The 15,809-nt window shown below is 40.1% G+C and carries 17 protein-coding genes and 1 pseudogene; 17 read left to right on the top strand and 1 reads right to left on the bottom strand.

What is annotated here, in order from left to right:
* The first annotated feature begins 6 nt into the window (after positions 1-6).
* The 17 genes from BLR42_RS13675 (at position 7) to BLR42_RS13595 (ending at position 15,473) form a co-directional block, all read left to right on the top strand.
* On the top strand, positions 7-1,635 hold the full coding sequence (locus BLR42_RS13675) for a flagellin N-terminal helical domain-containing protein (protein ID WP_091870216.1): 1,629 nt from the start codon (positions 7-9) through the stop codon (positions 1,633-1,635).
* A 29-nt stretch (positions 1,636-1,664) separates the two neighbouring features.
* Positions 1,665-2,141 carry a flagellar export chaperone FliS gene (locus BLR42_RS13670; protein WP_091870213.1) on the top strand — a complete coding sequence of 159 codons (477 nt, stop codon included), beginning with the start codon at positions 1,665-1,667 and terminating at the stop codon, positions 2,139-2,141.
* A 383-nt stretch (positions 2,142-2,524) separates the two neighbouring features.
* Positions 2,525-2,956 (top strand): prepilin peptidase, encoded by a 432-nt coding sequence (locus BLR42_RS13665; RefSeq protein ID WP_091870211.1) that lies wholly within the window; start codon positions 2,525-2,527, stop codon positions 2,954-2,956.
* Between the two features lie 20 nt (positions 2,957-2,976).
* Positions 2,977-3,936 carry a P-loop NTPase family protein gene (locus BLR42_RS13660; RefSeq protein WP_091870208.1) on the top strand — a complete coding sequence of 320 codons (960 nt, stop codon included), beginning with the start codon at positions 2,977-2,979 and terminating at the stop codon, positions 3,934-3,936.
* Between the two features lie 13 nt (positions 3,937-3,949).
* Positions 3,950-5,167: a CpaF family protein gene (locus BLR42_RS13655; protein WP_091870280.1), complete on the top strand. Its 1,218-nt coding sequence runs from the start codon at positions 3,950-3,952 to the stop codon at positions 5,165-5,167.
* Positions 5,142-5,867 (top strand): type II secretion system F family protein, encoded by a 726-nt coding sequence (locus tag BLR42_RS13650; protein WP_022763016.1) that lies wholly within the window; start codon positions 5,142-5,144, stop codon positions 5,865-5,867. The genes BLR42_RS13655 and BLR42_RS13650 overlap by 26 nt, the downstream gene beginning before the upstream one ends.
* Before the next feature lie 12 nt (positions 5,868-5,879).
* A complete protein-coding gene (locus BLR42_RS13645) occupies positions 5,880-7,364 on the top strand; it encodes an immunoglobulin-like domain-containing protein (RefSeq protein ID WP_091870205.1) in 1,485 nt (494 codons plus the stop codon).
* Between the two features lie 58 nt (positions 7,365-7,422).
* On the top strand, positions 7,423-7,665 hold the full coding sequence (locus BLR42_RS24230; RefSeq protein ID WP_022763018.1) for a Flp1 family type IVb pilin: 243 nt from the start codon (positions 7,423-7,425) through the stop codon (positions 7,663-7,665).
* Positions 7,643-9,088, top strand: coding sequence for a DUF5702 domain-containing protein (locus tag BLR42_RS13635; RefSeq protein ID WP_139165166.1), 1,446 nt, complete (start codon positions 7,643-7,645; stop codon positions 9,086-9,088). The genes BLR42_RS24230 and BLR42_RS13635 overlap by 23 nt, the downstream gene beginning before the upstream one ends.
* 75 nt (positions 9,089-9,163) lie before the next feature.
* Positions 9,164-10,051 carry a hypothetical protein gene (locus tag BLR42_RS13625; RefSeq protein WP_139165165.1) on the top strand — a complete coding sequence of 296 codons (888 nt, stop codon included), beginning with the start codon at positions 9,164-9,166 and terminating at the stop codon, positions 10,049-10,051.
* A 12-nt stretch (positions 10,052-10,063) separates the two neighbouring features.
* Entirely contained in the window at positions 10,064-10,537 is a 474-nt protein-coding gene (locus BLR42_RS13620) for a prepilin peptidase (RefSeq protein ID WP_091870195.1), read from the top strand.
* Positions 10,524-11,018, top strand: a complete 495-nt coding sequence (locus BLR42_RS22815) for a TadE family protein (protein ID WP_170832778.1) — start codon at positions 10,524-10,526, stop codon at positions 11,016-11,018. The genes BLR42_RS13620 and BLR42_RS22815 overlap by 14 nt, the downstream gene beginning before the upstream one ends.
* On the top strand, positions 11,018-12,442 hold the full coding sequence (locus BLR42_RS13615) for a DUF6382 domain-containing protein (protein WP_170832777.1): 1,425 nt from the start codon (positions 11,018-11,020) through the stop codon (positions 12,440-12,442). The genes BLR42_RS22815 and BLR42_RS13615 overlap by 1 nt, the downstream gene beginning before the upstream one ends.
* An 80-nt stretch (positions 12,443-12,522) precedes the next feature.
* A complete protein-coding gene (locus tag BLR42_RS13610; protein ID WP_026498371.1) occupies positions 12,523-13,524 on the top strand; it encodes an SCP2 sterol-binding domain-containing protein in 1,002 nt (333 codons plus the stop codon).
* 23 nt (positions 13,525-13,547) lie between these two features.
* Complete coding sequence (locus tag BLR42_RS13605; RefSeq protein WP_026498370.1) at positions 13,548-13,958, top strand: HIT family protein; 411 nt, start codon at positions 13,548-13,550, stop codon at positions 13,956-13,958.
* 46 nt (positions 13,959-14,004) lie between these two features.
* Positions 14,005-14,847 carry a fumarate hydratase gene (locus BLR42_RS13600; RefSeq protein WP_091822041.1) on the top strand — a complete coding sequence of 281 codons (843 nt, stop codon included), beginning with the start codon at positions 14,005-14,007 and terminating at the stop codon, positions 14,845-14,847.
* A gap of 74 nt (positions 14,848-14,921) precedes the next feature.
* Positions 14,922-15,473, top strand: a complete 552-nt coding sequence (locus BLR42_RS13595; RefSeq protein WP_091870187.1) for a Fe-S-containing hydro-lyase — start codon at positions 14,922-14,924, stop codon at positions 15,471-15,473.
* 128 nt (positions 15,474-15,601) lie between these two features.
* Here the strand turns inward: BLR42_RS13595 and BLR42_RS23310 are convergent.
* Positions 15,602-15,809 (bottom strand): annotated as a pseudogene (locus BLR42_RS23310) (transposase); the annotation flags it as partial.

Genomic DNA, 15,809 nt, shown 5'->3' with positions numbered 1-15,809 from the left:
GTCATCATGCAGGTTAACTACAATATTTCAGCAATGATTGCGAACAATGCCCTTGTTGCAAATGATAACAAGCTGGCGGAATCCATTGAGAGACTTTCAAGTGGATTAAAAATTGCAAACGCCAAGGACAATCCGTCCGGCCTTGCAATATCAAGGCGCATGAATGCACAGATTAAGAGCCTTGGTGTAGCAGGCGGCAATTCAGGAGACGGCGTATCCGTGATTCAGACCGCTGACGGTACTCTTCATGAAGTTCACGACATTCTTCAAAGAATGAGTGTGCTTGCCGTTCAGGCAGCAAACGGAACTAACAGTCAGACAGATCTAGATATTATCCAGGATGAAATCGTACAGTTGAAGGATGAAATAACAAGAATATCAGAGGTTACCCAGTTTAACGGGCAGACTCTTCTTGATGGCACCTTTGATTTCAGAGGCTATACTACTGTTGACGATGATACCGATCCTGACATAACAATAAACAGTTATAGTGATTTGATTGACGGCGGAAACTATTATATCGAAGGGCTTTACTGCGACTATGATGAAAAGACGGGTAAGGTAACACTTCTTGATGAAGACGGGTACAAAGCAGAATCGGTTAAGATTGATGTTACAAGGATTACCCTTTCCCAGGGCAGAGATAAAGAAATAACCTATATGTCGGAAGCCAACGTTACTGTAGATGGCGATCTTATTAAGATTGCCACCAGGGATGGCAGAGAGATTGAAATAAAAGCAAATAAGAAACTGGAGGGAGAACGCATTGACATGGAACTCACAAGAAAGGGTGCCATGACTATGCAGATTGGTGCTAACGAAGGTCAGACGCTTGACATCAGAATTCCAAAGATAACCCTGAGCAATTTGGGAATTGCATATGCAGATGTTAGCAGGACCTTTAAAGATGATCTTATAGATGCTGCAGACTTTTTAGATGCTGATGATTATATGTCATATTCTGAAAAACAAAGAATCATCGATATGACATATTATGACAGTACGAAACAAGCTATAGATGAAACCAAAGGTATAGAAGATGGCTCATCATATTATTTCATAAATAGAGATGATGCACGAAAGATATCTGAGGAATACAGAAAAACGCAGGATGCAATCAAGGATTATTACGATGCTGAGGCTGAACAGATTCAGAAGATTCAGGATAAGGCAGCAGCTGATATAGCAGCAAATCCTGCAAATCAGGCGGCGATTGAGGCACAAAGAGATCTGGATATTGCAATTACACAGGCCAATTATGATGACCTTCGAACAAGAGCCCAAAATGATTACGAAACAAAGATAGAGGACATCATGAAAGCCGGAGATGAAAGAGGAAGAAATGCTCCACATACTGGTGCGGATCAGTTAATTGAGGATATTGGCAATGCCATTCAGAAGGTTTCTGATATTCGAAGCAGGCTGGGTGCGTATCAGAACAGACTGGATCATACAATCAGCAATATCAATGTAACCAGCGAGAATATGACAGCAGCTTATTCCAGAATAATGGATGTGGATATGGCAGAGGAAATGACCGTATATTCCACACAGCAGGTGCTTTCTCAGGCGGGAACCAGCATGCTTGCACAGGCTAATGAAAGACCTCAACAGGTTTTGCAGCTTCTCCAGTAATTTTATGGTGTATTTTTGAGGGAATATCTATGACAAAAGAAAAGAAACATGCATATACAAGAAGAATAACGTTAGCCAATAAAACCCAGATGATAACAATTCTGTATGAAATGGTACTCGACTATATCAGCGAAGCGGAAGAATGTCTGGAATATGATGATAAAACAGGCTTTATTGAAGGGCTCCGCAGAGCCATGAACTGCATTGATGAATTGATTCATTCACTGAATGTGAACTATGAACTGGGAAATAATCTTCTTGCTCTGTACCTGTTTGAGAAGAAACAGATTATCAGATCTATAGGAAAGCTGAGTAAAGACGGGCTTTCCCATGTAACAGGAACCTTTGAACAACTTCATGAAGCATATCTTTCGCTGGAAAAAGAGGACAGAGAAGACTCACTAATGACAAATGTACCAAAAGTCTATGCGGGACTTACATACGGAAAAGGGCGTTTACAAGAGAGTATAAGCGGAGATCTGGCATCACGGGGATATATGGCCTGAGAAATTAAAGAAAATTTAATAATTCAATTTTGGCGATTTTTTTCTACTATATATTAATCAAAAAGCCGAACTGACAAAAATAAGGGATGTCAGTTCGGCTTTTTATATGTCACACGAGCGAAATTAAAACTTTCTTAAGAAAAAAATCGAAGGAAAAATTCAGGCCGGAAGCGGTATTGCGCCGCTGATTTTTCGGTGATAATATCGTCACCGACAGCGACGGAATGGATAGGAATTTAACGCTGTCCAGAATTTTATAAACATAAATATGCCGGTGCGGGCGTTCATCGCTTTCTCCAAAATCAATTATACGTACATTCTTAATGCAATCGCATTTACACCGGCATGTTTATTACTCTTTCAGAAAGGATTGAAACGAAATTATGACAATTCCGATTTTGTATTGCCTGGTCTCCGGATCGGCAATTACAGATATATTGAAAAATAAAATATTTAACAGCTGGCTCCTTCTGGGATGTTTGGCAAAATTTGCTTTTTGTTTAACAGGCAGCGGTATGCAGGAACTTATATTTATACCCATAGCAAAAGCGCTACTGACTCTTATGTTTCTTCTTCCGGTATATATAGTTCATGGCATAGGAGGGGGAGATCTGAAACTTTTTGCGGTTCTTTCAATGTTTCTTACCACGGGAGAAACTGTGAGTTCGATAATAATTGCATTTATCATAGCTGCTGTGATCGGAGTGCTGAAGATTTTTATCCAAAAGGATCATAACTGCACCATTCACTTTGCCGTCCCTATTATGATCAGTGTCTTTCTTGTGACAGGCGGTGGTGGTCTTATATGCACTTAATGAAGAGGAAATGAATAATTATGAATAAGAATATTTTAATAATATGTGATAAGGACAAGAATTATTGTAAAAAACTGGACAGCTTTATAAGAGATAATCTCAGCATCCCATTTGATATCTTCGAGATAACGGATATAAAGCATTTATCAGGCTTTAGGGATGAGACAAAGAATGTTTTACTCCTAATATCGGAGGCTCTGTTCAATATAGAAAGTGTAAGCGGTTTTCAACACATAATCGTATTAAAGGAAAACGAACGGGATCTTGCGGAATGCGATAAGTCCTATGGACTAAAAGATGTGGATATAAGATACATGGATAAATACCAAAAGAGTGAGCATATCACAGATAGTATCCTCAGCATGTGTCTGGACATCCCCGGAATAGTTGTAAAGAGTAAAAAGGGTGATACCGGAAAGAAGATGAAAATAATAGGCTTTTATACACCGGTACCTAATACTGATCAGACCAGCGAGGCTATTGGTTTTGCAAGGCGGTTATGCGAAAAAGAAAAGGCTTTATACATTAATACAGACAGCTTTTGTACTAATAAAATCATAAGGAGTGACACATATTCCGAGACTTTGCTGGATCTTATGTACTTTGCTGAGTGTGGTGGCGATAAGTTTGGTATTTATCTGGAGAGAATAGTAAGACATGATAAAGAACTTGATTTTGTTCCGGCTTCTTCCAGTGCATGTCAGAGCCGACTTATAACCGGAAGAGAGTATGAAAAGCTCTTTGAGCAGATAGAGGATACAGGAAAATATACCAGCCTCGTAGTGGATATCGCGGAGGGCGTAAGAGAACTGTTTGAGATGCTTCGCCTTTGTGATGAGGTCTATATGTTGTCAAATGATGATTATAATGCACATATGAGAATTGAATTATTTTTAAATGAGCTGCACTCCGATGAGGAATTTGACATGAGAAATTTACATAGAATAAGCAGAATCGGAGGTGAGAACCTTGGAACGTGAGGCTCTTAAAACAATGATTCGAGATCAGATACTTGAAGGAATGGATTTTTCACGAGATGTTGATGACGAAGAAATGCTTGAGAGAATAGATAAAGGAATAATATACGGATGCAGAAAAGAGCAGCTTTCGCTTGATGAAAAAATACAGCTGCGAAAAGAACTTTTTTATTCAATCAGAAAACTTGATGTTCTGCAGCTACTGGTAGATGACCCTGGGATAACCGAGATTATGGTTAACGGTGTCGATCATATTTTTATTGAGAAAAACGGGAGATTATACAGACATGAAATGAAATTTGAATCTCTTCAAAAACTTGAAGATGTAATACAACAGATAGTCAGTAAATGCAACAGAGTAGTAAATGAGGCATCGCCGATAGTTGATGCCAGACTTGAAAACGGTTCACGTGTCAATGTTGTTCTTTCGCCTGTGGCGCTTAACGGTCCAATCCTTACAATCAGAAGGTTCCCGGACAATCCCATAACAATTAATAAGTTGATAAGTATAGGTTCAATTAAAAAAGAGCTTGCAGAATATCTGCAAACTCTGGTTAAGGCCGGCTATAACATCTTTATTTCGGGTGGGACAGGATCCGGTAAAACAACATTTTTAAATGCACTTTCGGACAGCATACCTGAAGACGAGAGAGTGATAACGATTGAGGACAATGCTGAATTACAGATAAATCATGTCCCGAACATAGTCCGGATGGAGACCAGAAACTCAAATGTAGAAGGGTGTAAGCCAATTACTATCAGAGACCTTATAAAATCCTCTCTCCGAATGCGTCCTGACAGAATAGTGGTAGGAGAGGTCCGCGGAGATGAGTGTGTTGACATGCTTCAGGCGATGAATACCGGACACATATCTATGTCAACGGGGCATGCAAATACAGCAAGGGACATGCTCTCACGTCTGGAGACAATGTTTCTTATGGGAATGGATCTTCCTCTTGCGGCTGTAAGAGGGCAGATAGCATCGGGGATAGACATCATTGTGCAGCTGGGAAGACTTCGCGATAAATCTAGGAAAGTTCTTGAAGTTTGTGAGCTAACAGGAAGGACCGTGCCAATGACCGGGGAGATAGAAATAAGAACATTGTACAAGTTTTATGAAACAGGTACGGATGAAACAGGAAAGATATTAGGAGAATGGAGGTGTGAAAATGAACTTGAAAATGTATCAAAGCTGGAAGCGGCGGGTCTTGGACTTAAAAGTGACAGCCTTTGATATACCGCTTATAGGTAGAAATATTCTGGTTCTTCTAATGATAGGAAAACTATTTTATGGCAGTTTTATCGCATCAATTCTGATATTTCCTTTATCTATCCCATGGTTTGTTATTCAAAAAGAGCAAAAGATAAAAAAGGAAAACCATGATCTCGGAATTCAGTTTAAGGATGCCATGATGGCGGTTTTGGCTGCTCAAAAGGCAGGATATTCCATAGAGAATTCTTTTAAGGAAGCAATACACGATATGAGAATTCTGTACGGGAAAAGTGCACCTATCTTCAGAGAACTGCAGCGCATAGAACAGGGAATAAAAAACAGCGTAACCATAGAAGTCATGCTTAGAGAACTGGGGAGACGCAGTAATAATAAGGACATTGAAGAATTTGCGGCTGTGTTTGCGGTTGCCAAAAGAAGCGGCGGAAATATGACTGAAACCATAGAAAGATGCATAGATCTGATAGGAAAACGAATGGATGTAGAAAATGAAATTGATATCCTTATTGCCGCAAAAAGAATGGAGGCTCAGATAATGGAGGTTGTTCCTTTTGGAATAATGACCTATGTGGGGCTGACCAATCCGGGTTTTTTTGATGCTTTATATGGCAATCCGCTCGGAATAGTCATTATGACAGTTTGTCTTGTCATATATATTGCTGCGTATTTGCTGACCCAGAAAATTGTGGATATTGAGATCTGACAGGAGAAACTAATGAGAATACTAATGGTGATATATATGGTAATTCCGGTTTTTATAGGACTATTACTGATATTATCCTTCGATGAAAAAATACCGGATACCGAAGGCGGAAAACAGGGGGGAATAGAAAAAATCTTTTTAAAGACGGCCTCTTATATATTCAGGAGATTTGTCGAAAGAAACCGGCTTTTTCTTAAATCCCATGGAAGGCGCCGGGTGAGAGAAAATCTGCAAAAGCTTGATTCAGAGGCAGATGTACAAAAAAGACTGAGTGATTACTACATAAAGAAAATAAGTGTCGTTCTGATAATAGTATTTCTCGGATCGCTTCTATCGCTATTGTCCTGCTTTTCCTCAAGGAGAAATACTTCTCTTAATAGCGAGGGAGAGGTATTAAGAAGCGACTATGGGAAGGGTGATAAAAAAACGCAGCTGGTGGCCATGGATGAGGATGGAGATAAACTCGGAGATTTTAACGTCTCTATCGCAGAAAAAGAGTATTCAGAAAAAGAATCGGAAGAACTGTATAAAGAAATGCTAAAGGCGTTGTCCCAAGAAATACTCTTGGAAAATAAAGATTTAAGACATGTGAAAAGCGACCTGAAGCTACCTTCTCAGCTCAAAGGATATCCGTTTGAGATTTCATGGAAATCCGACAATATCGATGTGATTCACTCTGACGGAAAGGTTATGAATGAAGACATTTTCTTTGAGACATCCAGGGTTGTACTGACTGCCAATATCACTTATCGAGACTATGAATGGGAAAACGACTTTGAGATCACGGTTGTTCCAAGGGACTTTACCGATGAAGAAATCATTAAGCAGGAGATAGAAGGAAACATAACAAAAATCGAGGAAGAGACTCGGACAAAAGACAGATTCATGCTTCCTGCAAATGTCGAAGGAATAAACCTTTTCTGGCAAGAGGCTACCGACGAAAACAGCATAATGATCCTTGTGCTTTCATTTATAGCAGCGGCTACGATTTTTATAGCCGGAGACAGAGATCTTACAAAGAAAGTGGAGTACAGAAGAAGGCAAATGATTCTGGAATATCCGGCTTTTGTATCAAGACTGGTGCTGTATATGGGAAGCGGCATGTCTGTAAGAGCAATATTGAAAAAGTTTGCTAACGAGTATAAAGCCCATATTAAAGAAGGCGGAAAACGAAGTTTTTTATATGAGGAAATACTAAAAAGCTGCAACGAGCTTGAGAGCGGAGTTCCTGAATTAAATGTATATGAGAGACTCGGCGTAAGATGCGGCTCGCAGCAATATGCAAGACTTGTGACGCTTTTGTCACAAAATTTAAAGAAAGGAAATTCTGAGATGATGGCTCTTCTTAGAGAAGAGTCAGATAAGGCAACAATTGAGAGAATGTCCTATGCAAGAAAGCTTGGAGAGGAGGCGGGAACAAAACTTCTTGTTCCGATGATTCTCATGCTTCTGATAGTTATGGTGGTAATTATGATACCGGCATATCTGTCATTTTAGCGAAGGTAATCACCACAAGGTGTTACTGAAATATAGTTCATTAAATGAAGGAGGAAAAATGAAAGAACTGATTTTAAACAAGAAAGACATGCTGGAGGCAAAACTAAGATATGTGGTTTCCGGCGCAAAAGACAAGCTTAAGGAACTGCTTTTGGATGAAGCGGGGATGGGAACTGTGGAAGTAATACTGATTATCGTTGTTCTCATCGGGCTTGTAATTATTTTCAAAAAGGAGATAGACGGACTTGTTACCGAGATCTTTAAAACAATCAATTCGGATGCGGCAAAGGTTACAGGCTGATGCCTATATAACGGTTTATCTTTCGTTGTCACTGACAATAATCCTTGCTCTTATTCTTGCACTCTTGCAGGGTGCAAGGACCGGAGCAGTGAGAATGAAATCTGAACTGGTGGTAGATATTGCTATGAACTCAGCTCTCGGAGAGTACAACAGAGAGCTGTTTGAAAAATACGGACTTCTTCTGATTGATACAACCTATGGAGGGACAAACGGTTCTGTAATTCATACAAGGGATCACATTGAGAAGTATTTTTCTAAAAATTTTGAATTATCTCCGGTGGGATTAGTAACCGGGAGAAGCACAATGATGCCCGCCAGGCTTTCGTCAGCTGACATTACCGGATACTCGGTTGCAACGGACGGTGGCGGAGCTGTGTTAAAAAGACAGATTCTCTCCTACATGGGTTCTGAACCTGTTGAGGCAGCGATAAAAAGTATACAGAATAATGCGGATCAGCTGAAAAATTCCGGGTTCGAGGAAATGAATGTGGAAAATGAGGCACAGAGTAATGCAAATGATATAAATACCCCGAGGGAGCTTGATCTGGACGGAAACGGAGAAAATGAGACCTATTACGTTGATAATCCGGCAGCAGGAGTCACGGCTCAAAAAAGTGTAGGAATTCTCTCGCTGGCAGCACCTAACATTAATGCAATTTCTACAGCTGCTATTGATTCATCTACCTTAGCCTCACACAGAAAACTACTGAAAGGAACCGGCCTTGACGAAACTGTGGCAATGGGAGCAGGACCGGATATGCTTTTTGAGAGATATCTCCATGAAAAGTGCGGATGTTACGGACTTGAAAAGGAGGATTCTCACCTGAAATATGAACTGGAATACATATTGGCGGGCAAGGACAGCGATTACGCTAATCTTGAGAAGGTTGTTGAGAGGCTGTTCCTTATAAAAGAAGCTGCAAATTACGTGTATATAATGAACGATCCTGCAAAACTTGCGGAAGCTGATGCACTGGCACTAACGGCTTCAGTACTTCTTACGCTTCCCGAACTTCAAGAGGCGATAAAGATGGCAATAATATTTGCCTGGACATTCGCAGAAACAATATCAGATCTTCGAATTCTCTTAAGTGGCGGCAAAGTACCACTAATCAAGACTGCGGATAGCTGGAATCTTTCCCTCGAACATATGCTGGAGTTTAGGGATCACCTAAAAAATGGCGGAGGATCGGGACTAAGTTATGAAGATTACCTGAAAATGCTTTTAATATTGGAAAAGAAACAAAAAAAGACCATGAGACTTATGGATATCATTGAGATAAATATAAGAAAACTCAGTGGCAATGAGGCTTTTTCACTGGATAGATGTGTAGACATAATAAGCGTCGATTTCGAGATTTTGGGGGCTTATAGCAAAAAGATAGAAATAGAGCGTATATACGGCTACGAAATGTTTGACTGAGAAACAGGAGTGGCCGGCGATGGCCTTTTTCATTTATAAGGAAAATAAAAAAATAAATTATGGAAAAAATAAAATATGGAAAAAATAAATGAAAATCGTTCGAAGAACTCAAAAATAAAATTTAATACAAAGGATTTGCTTCTTCGGGCAAATAGAAAAAGGCCGTCGCTGGCTGCTTCTGTCACAATCGAAGCATCATTGGTATTACCCCTGTTTCTCTTTTTCTTTGTCAATCTGCTTAGCGTCTTTGACATTTTAAAATTCCAGTGCGATTTGGAAGCAGCCCTCCACCAAACAGGCAGACAACTTATGATAACCGAAGCCACCACACGATCTTTTGCAAAATCAGAGGATGGTGATTCTGCATTGGGAGCTGCGACAGGAGCATTAAATGCGGCAGTTGCAGGTAAGATGGTAAAAAACTATCTCGGGGAAGAATATCTGGACCACAGTCCTATAAACGGTGGAGCCTCCGGTCTTAAGCTTGGCGAAACAACCTTTTATTCCAACGGAGACATAATTGATATTGTTGCGACCTATAAGGCGCATCCGCTTTTCAAAATAGCAGCGTTTACCGATTTTTCGGTGGAGGGAAGGTTTTACGGACATGCGTTTACCGGATACAGTCCGGGGGAAAGTCATGAAAAGAATGATGAGACGGATGAACTTGTTTATATAACGGATCATGGAACGGTTTATCACAAAAGCCTTGATTGTTCGCATTTGAAGCTTAGTGTGAAACAGATTTCAAAATCAGAAGTCAGCGGAAAGAGAAATGCGGACAGAGCAAAGTATTACCCTTGCGAATACTGTGGAAAAAAGGCAGGGAGTTCGGTGTATATAACCAATTATGGAAACAGATACCACTCAAACAGAAACTGCAGTGGTATTAAAAGAACAATAAGAACGGTGCGACTTTCGGAGGCAATAGGGAAAAGTCCTTGCAAAGAATGTGCCGGATGATAAGGAGATAATATGGATTTTTATGAAATTATTGAAAATACGGTAATAGTAAGCCTTTTCTTTAAGGTTTTTGCATTGATAATTTTGCTGATCGCAACAATCATGGACATAAGGGAGAAAAAGATTCCATTATCAATTCCGACCGTACAAATGACACTTTCCGGACTATGTTTTATCTATTTGTGGTCAAAGGGAATTACACAGCCGGCGGATTTCTTATACTCGCTTATTCCCGGAATCGTTTTATTGACAGTAAGCTATTTCACCAGGCAGGGGATTGGGCTAGGAGATGGGTTAACGGTATTGGCGCTTGGGCCATTGTTTGGAATAATGGATACCATGCTTATTGTACTTATATCATTTACATTTTCGGCCGTCATCGGAGTAATTCTTCTTATTATGAAAAAAGTATCCGGCAAAAGTGTGATGGCCTTTATGCCATTTCTAACAGTGGGAGTGGGGGTGATGAGCTTTGCCTTCAGATAAGAAGCTGGAACTACCGGCATACATGACAGTAGAGGCAGCTCTTGTAATTCCTGCAGCTATTTTTGGAATTGTTTTGATCATTTACATGGCATTTATGGTCTATGGGCGATGTGTTCTATCACAGGACGTGTATATTTTGGGCTTCAGAGCGTATCTGCTCTATGAAAAACAGGGTTATTCATCGCCGTGTGATTATGTGACAGACCATTCGGATGAAAAGACCGGAAGCAGATACTTTGGAAGCAGCAAACCGGAAATAAAATCGTCAGTCTCAGGTAAAGACATAAGAATTGACGGAAGTATAACCACAAATCACAGAGCCCTGTTTGGTTACTTTTCAAAAATACCCGACATATGGAAATCCGAAGCTGCTGCAAGAGTAAAGATCATAACACCTGCAAAAACCATGCGGAAAATGAAGAGAGCGAAGGACATTATCACTCAAACGGCAGAGAAAAGCAAAAAGAAAGGAAAACCGTAATGGATATTCAATATTATAAGGATGCAAAACACAATTATCTTATATTGGAGGCAGAAGTTAATGAAGATAATATTTTCCAATACAAGATGCTTGAAAACAACAAAATAGATGGCCTATTGCCTTTTAGTCTGAGGAATACTGATGAATGCTACTACTTATATTATGAAATTGATTCGAGGCAGAGCATAAAAAACAGATATGATCGCAAAAAGATGTCTTATGAAAAGCTTAAGCGGTTTTTGTCGGATATGGTTATAACCGCAAAGAACCTGGGAGATTATCTTCTTGATCCAAGCCATATTATACTTCTTCCGGAGGCAGTCTTTGAGGATTTTTCAACAGGCAGATTCTATTTCATATATGATCCGGTACATGAAAAAACCATAGATCATGCGTTTTTTGAAGGACTTATGGAATATGCTGATCTTGAGGACGGACGATGCTCACAGCTGATTTTCGAACTTCTGGATACAATTTGTGATGCCAGCGGAATTGATTTTAGCGTACTGGAAAGAGCGGTTCGAGCAGAACCGGAGGAAGCCTTTATGGAAGAAATGTCCACAATACGCACGTCTAAGGATATCTATGAGACAAGAATAAACGCGAATGAGAAAAAAGAGAGCTTTGAAATGAATGATGAGGAGGACTTCGAGGATGATGAAGATGAGGCGGAAGCAAAAGATAAATCAGTAACTGAGAAAAAGATAAAAATAATGTTACCGCTGGGAGTGAATTTCCTGATGGCAATGTTGTTTGCTATTATAGCGGGAGCCTTGTGGTACCTCAGATATGCTTATATTCTGACGTATGAGGAAAACATACTGGATATCGCCGTTTTCATGATTAGTGTCATGATGTCTCTTTCCTGTTTTATTTTGCAGCTTAGAAAAAATGCAAAAGTATTTGGTAACAAAGTAAAAGCACCAGTGCCTGAGAGTACAACTGATATGGATAAAAACATAGAAGCTCCATCCTCGGATCTGGTAGAAATGCCTCTATACAGTGCAGATAATAAAGCAGGTTATATTAGAAAAAGAGCGTATGAGCATAATGTTTTGGCGCAGACCGACGAGGATGAAGAAAATGAGGAAACAGTCTTGCTTTCCTTTGATTTTGAGGAAAAGCTTCACAAACTCTACGCAGAGGAGGGAAACGGTCTTGATAATATAGGACTTCAAAAACTTCCAATGGTTGTCGGAAAGCTATCATCCTGTGCAGATGCGGTAATAAAGGACAAATCGGTTTCCCGCATGCATGCAAGACTGTTCAGAGAGGATTGCAGGACAAATTCTCTGTGGATACAGGATTTAAACTCAACAAATGGTACTTTTGTTAACGGCAGAAGACTTATGCCGAATGAAAAAGTTGAGCTTTTTGAGGATGATGAAGTCTCTTTTGGCAAGTGTGTCTATGCTTATCGATGATGGTGAGGTCAGGTGTCTCAAAGCGCTGATTTATGGTACAATATAGGTTAGTTTGATTCAGCTTACATGGAGATAATGGTATGAAAATCAATATTTATTATGGTGGCAGAGGAATCATAGATGATCCCACTCTCCTGGTCCTGTCCAGAATGACCGGGGTATTCAAGGAACTTAATGTTCAGGTGGAACAGTTTAATCTTTTTGAGCAGAAAAACGGTATCACTGCTCTTCCCGGAACTCTTAAAAATGCAGATGGAATAATACTTGCTTCAACTGTTGAATGGTTTGGAGTAGGTGGATATATGCATCAGTTTTTGGATGCATGCTGGCTGTATGGTGATAAGGACAAAATTGCGGGCCTTCCTATGGCTCCCATTGTGATGTCAACTACTCATGGTGAACGTGAGGGAATGATGGAACTTGCGTCGGCTTGGGAGATACTCGGAGGAGTTCCCCTTGATGGTATCTGCGGATATATTGCCGATACTTCTGCATTTGAGCGAACTGAGAGTTACCAGAATTATATTGAGAAAAAGGCTGAAAATATATATAGGAATATGAATCAGAAGATGGAGACGCTGCCAACGAGTAATCAGGCTGTTAAGAACAGAGTCTCTATTACTAAGATAACGGATCTCACTCCCCAGGAAACTGAGCAGCTCTCAAGATATGTTTCGAATGAAGAATATGTCCAGAAACAGAAGGAAGACATTCAGGAACTTAGCAGCATTTTCAGGGATAAAATGGATAAGGACCATGCTGCGGAGCACGCAGAAGACTTTATCAGCAGCTTAAAAAGTCATTTTAAGCCTATGCCTGGGATTCACGCAGCTTACCAGATTACACTTCTTGATCAGATAAAAGACAAAGATATTTGTATCAAAATAGATAATCAGGATATGGAATGTAAACCGGGAGAAGCACCGGGCTGTAATGTACATGTGTCAATGAATACATCGGTTTTTGAGCAGATTATATCAGGAAGAATAACTTTCCAGAGAGCATTCATGGAAGGCAATCTGAAGATGAAAGGGGATTTCAAACTGCTGCGAACAATGGATCAGCTGTTTGAGTTTAAATAATTAATCATAAGGGAGAAATGACTATGAAAGATTCAAATTGCATTTTTTGTAAGCTTGCAAACGGGGAGTTTCCCACAAATTCAATTTATGAGGATGATAAGTTCAATGTAATACTGGATAATGGCCCTGCGACAAAGGGGCATTGTCTTATCTTGCCCAAGGATCATTATACGGATATTTTTGAGCTTCCCGAAGAAACAGCAGCAGACGCAATGAAGCTTGCAAAAAAGCTGGCTGCACATTTTATGGAAAAGCTGGGAGCTGACGGAATAAATATCGTACAGAATAATAAAGAGGCAGCCGGCCAGACAGTACCTCATTTTCATCTTCATGTTATTCCCAGATACAAGGATGATGGACAGCATATTTTATGGAATCCCACATCTCCTTCAGCAGAAGAATTAAAAGCGCTTTGTGAAACAATAAAGTTTTGATGACAAATTTCTTATTCATATTAAGAAGTTCTATTCGGAGGAAGAATTGAGAACTATAGATGTATCAGAAATAACCAAAGCTGTAAAAGAGCTTTGTATAGATGCCAATTATACGCTGTCTCCAGACATGAAGGAGGCTATCTGCAAGGCAGGACAGGCTGAGGAATCTGACCTTGGAAAGAAGATTTTTTCTCAGCTTGAAGAGAATCTGAGAATCGCAGAAAAGGATAATATACCCATTTGCCAGGATACGGGAATGGCAGTGTTTTTTATAAATATCGGCCAGGACGTTCACTTCGAGGGCGGGGATCTTACTGATGCCATAAACGAAGGAGTCAGACAGGGATATACTGAGGGATACCTTAGAAAATCAGTGGTAAAGGATCCTCTTATCAGAGAGAATACGGGAGATAATACCCCTGCGGTTATTCATTATAATATTGTGCCCGGAGATAAAGTAGAAATAACTATAGCGCCAAAGGGATTTGGAAGTGAAAATATGAGTAGGGTTTTCATGCTAAAACCCGCTGATGGCGAAGAAGGTGTCAAGGATGCTGTTGTTCAGGCTGTAAAGGATGCGGGCCCTAATGCGTGCCCGCCCATGGTGGTAGGCGTAGGAGTAGGTGGCACCTTTGAAAAGTGTGCGATCATGGCAAAGGAAGCATTAACCAGAAAAACAGGCGAACATTCAGAGATTCCTTATGTGGCAGATATGGAAAAAGAGATATTGGACAGGATAAACAAGACCGGAATTGGTCCCGGCGGACTTGGTGGAACAGTTACTGCTCTTGCTGTGAATATCAATACATATCCGACTCACATCGCAGGACTTCCTGTGGCAGTAAATATATGCTGCCATGTCAACAGACATCGAAGTGTTGTGGTATAAAAATACTTTTTTAAATAAAAACCACTATATATAGAAGAAACTCATTCAAATTATATTTCTGAAAGGGCTGTTATATGGAATATAAGATAACTGCACCATTTGATAAGAACACAATTTCTAAACTCCGCAGTGGAGATATGGTATATATTAGCGGCGATATATATACAGCGAGAGATGCTGCGCACAAGAGAATGAAGGAAACTCTGGATAGAGGAGAGGCTCTTCCTATGAATATAGAAGGAAACGTAATATATTACATGGGACCTTCACCGGCCAGAGAAGGCAGACCGATAGGATCAGCGGGTCCCACAACAGCCAGCCGTATGGACAAGTATGCCCCGGAGCTTCTTGATATGGGATTAAGCGGCATGATAGGAAAAGGAAAACGCAGCAAGGAAGTACTGGATGCTATTGTGCGTAACAAAGCAATATATCTTGCTGCTATCGGTGGCGCGGGTGCGCTTCTATCTAAAGCAATTGTTGAATCAGAGGTTGTAGCATATGATGATCTTGGCACAGAAGCAATACGCAAACTACGTGTCGAAAACTTTCCTGCCATAGTAGTTATAGATTCAGAGGGGAATAATCTGTATGAGACTGCTATAAAGGAGTTTTGCAGAGAATAAAAAACACTTGTTGACAATGCTCTGCTGAATTTGTATAATCCCATCTTTGACAGTCTAATGGCGAGAGAAGCCTTATTTTAAGGCATCTCTCGCCATTTTAAAATGCATAAAAGTGTAGCTATATATAACTATTTTTTGCCTTTGGATTGACGTATGATTTTTCGCATTCCCATGTCTGTTGTGATCTCATAATCCGTGCGAAAGCCAGCGGTCTGGTGTAATTGATCTGTGATGTCGGTGCGTGTATAGGACGGGGTGTATCCCATCTTTTCGCCTGGACGATGCATCATCATTGAGCGCAATGTATCAAGTATCTGTTCGCATGTATAGTTCTCA

Origin of the sequence: Butyrivibrio sp. INlla16 (assembly GCF_900104155.1) — a bacterium.
In the GTDB taxonomy this organism is placed as follows: domain Bacteria; phylum Bacillota; class Clostridia; order Lachnospirales; family Lachnospiraceae; genus Butyrivibrio.
This window is presented reverse-complemented; position numbering and strand designations above follow the sequence as displayed.